The following is a 1485-nucleotide window of genomic DNA, read 5'->3' as shown; positions in this document are numbered from 1 at the left end:
ATTACATCCATCACGCCGATTACCTTGTGGAACAACCAGGTACGGCTGTCGCCATTCAGATCCGGAATGATCAAATATTCCTCCAGTGGATTACCCAAGGCCTCGAATTTGCCAGCCAGAAAAAAAAGACCAACCGTAGCTGATGTGATGGCATCCAGCTCGTCGTGGCTGGTACCGGTGGCTGAAAAATCGCCACGAATACCGAATTCTCTTAAACCCATCACCAAGTAATCCAATCCGGCCTGTTTGCGGGGAATCATCATAATATCCTGCGCCGCTCCAGGATAGCTTTCGATCACGGGAATACCTTTTTGGCGCAATTTTTCCGCCAAGACCATGCCACGACGAGTCAGTTTCTGCATGGACGGAATCAGGCAAGGATAGACGTTGATCCCTCTTCTTTTCAATACTCGCTCACAATGACGCATGATGCCATATTCACGAAAAGGGTCTTCGTCATAAAATGATGTTCGCCCTTCCGGTATGCTCAGAGGTGAATCAATCGAAACCAATGTCGCGGCGCATTCTTCAGCTAGTTTTATGATTTCGTCATCGGTCAGCAGGCTACGGGTAGTGGCATTATTCCCCTGAAGCACGCAACAGCCGCTTTTTCTGGTTTCTGACGACACAAGATCAACACCAAGAATCGTGGCATCGTGCAGGTCTAAGATGTTGTTAAGGTCTTCAAAATGACACAGCGGCCGGTTTGGTTGTGAAAAATCAGGAAGATTAATGACAGGCTGGGCGTTGGTTTTGCTGTTCCCTTTCCACTTAACTTTACTGCGTAATGATGAAAATTTCACCGTAGGGGCTATTTCTTGGGGGATTGCCTCTATCTCTACCCTTTTCTTTACGCAATAATCAAATATCAGCTTCATCCCCTCTACGTCTTCGTGATTGTAAGTGATAAGTTTTTTCAGAGCCTTTTTGTCACCACGGCGATATTTATGCCAAAGAATAGGGGCGGCTTCCCCGAGCATGCTTTCAACATTTTTGTTTCGCTTGTAACCGATCTGTTTTTCTATGACTTTCTGCCCACCGGTTAAACCAACCCGTTTCGCCATATATCTGAGATCTACATGGATCGGGGGAGTAGGCATGTCGGGCCAGAATTTGCTTATAAATTTAAGGTCGAACATTTTACCATTAAATGTGACAATAGCTTTTGCCTGGGTGATAGCTGCGCGAAATTCAGTGTCATCTTGCCCGGTTATAAAAACATGATATGACTTGCCAACCGACCAGCCGATAATGGTTATGATGTCATAATATATGCTGAGTCCAGTGGTCTCAATATCAAGAAACATGGTTTCATCGGGAAAAGTGAGTGGGATACGGTAATACAGATGCGGCGGCAGGCGATCGGCAAAAAAGTCCATATCATCAAGTTGGTATGCCCGCAGAGAGTCGTCTAATAGCGTAGTAGTCGTTTCATTACCGAACAATGGTAATTGCAACTGCCTATTGTTGGATAAGTGCTTTTCC

Annotated in this window: 1 protein-coding gene; it reads right to left on the bottom strand. The window is 45.6% G+C overall.

Annotated elements, in window-relative coordinates; all coding sequences use genetic code 11:
• Window positions 1-1485: ribonuclease H-like domain-containing protein (locus ACHHRT_RS13780; RefSeq protein WP_395500346.1), on the bottom strand; the 1485-nt coding region annotated here is incomplete at both ends.

Origin of the sequence: Desulfurivibrio modestus, from assembly GCF_044068625.1 — a bacterium.
Classification (GTDB): domain Bacteria; phylum Desulfobacterota; class Desulfobulbia; order Desulfobulbales; family Desulfurivibrionaceae; genus Desulfurivibrio.
This window is presented reverse-complemented; position numbering and strand designations above follow the sequence as displayed.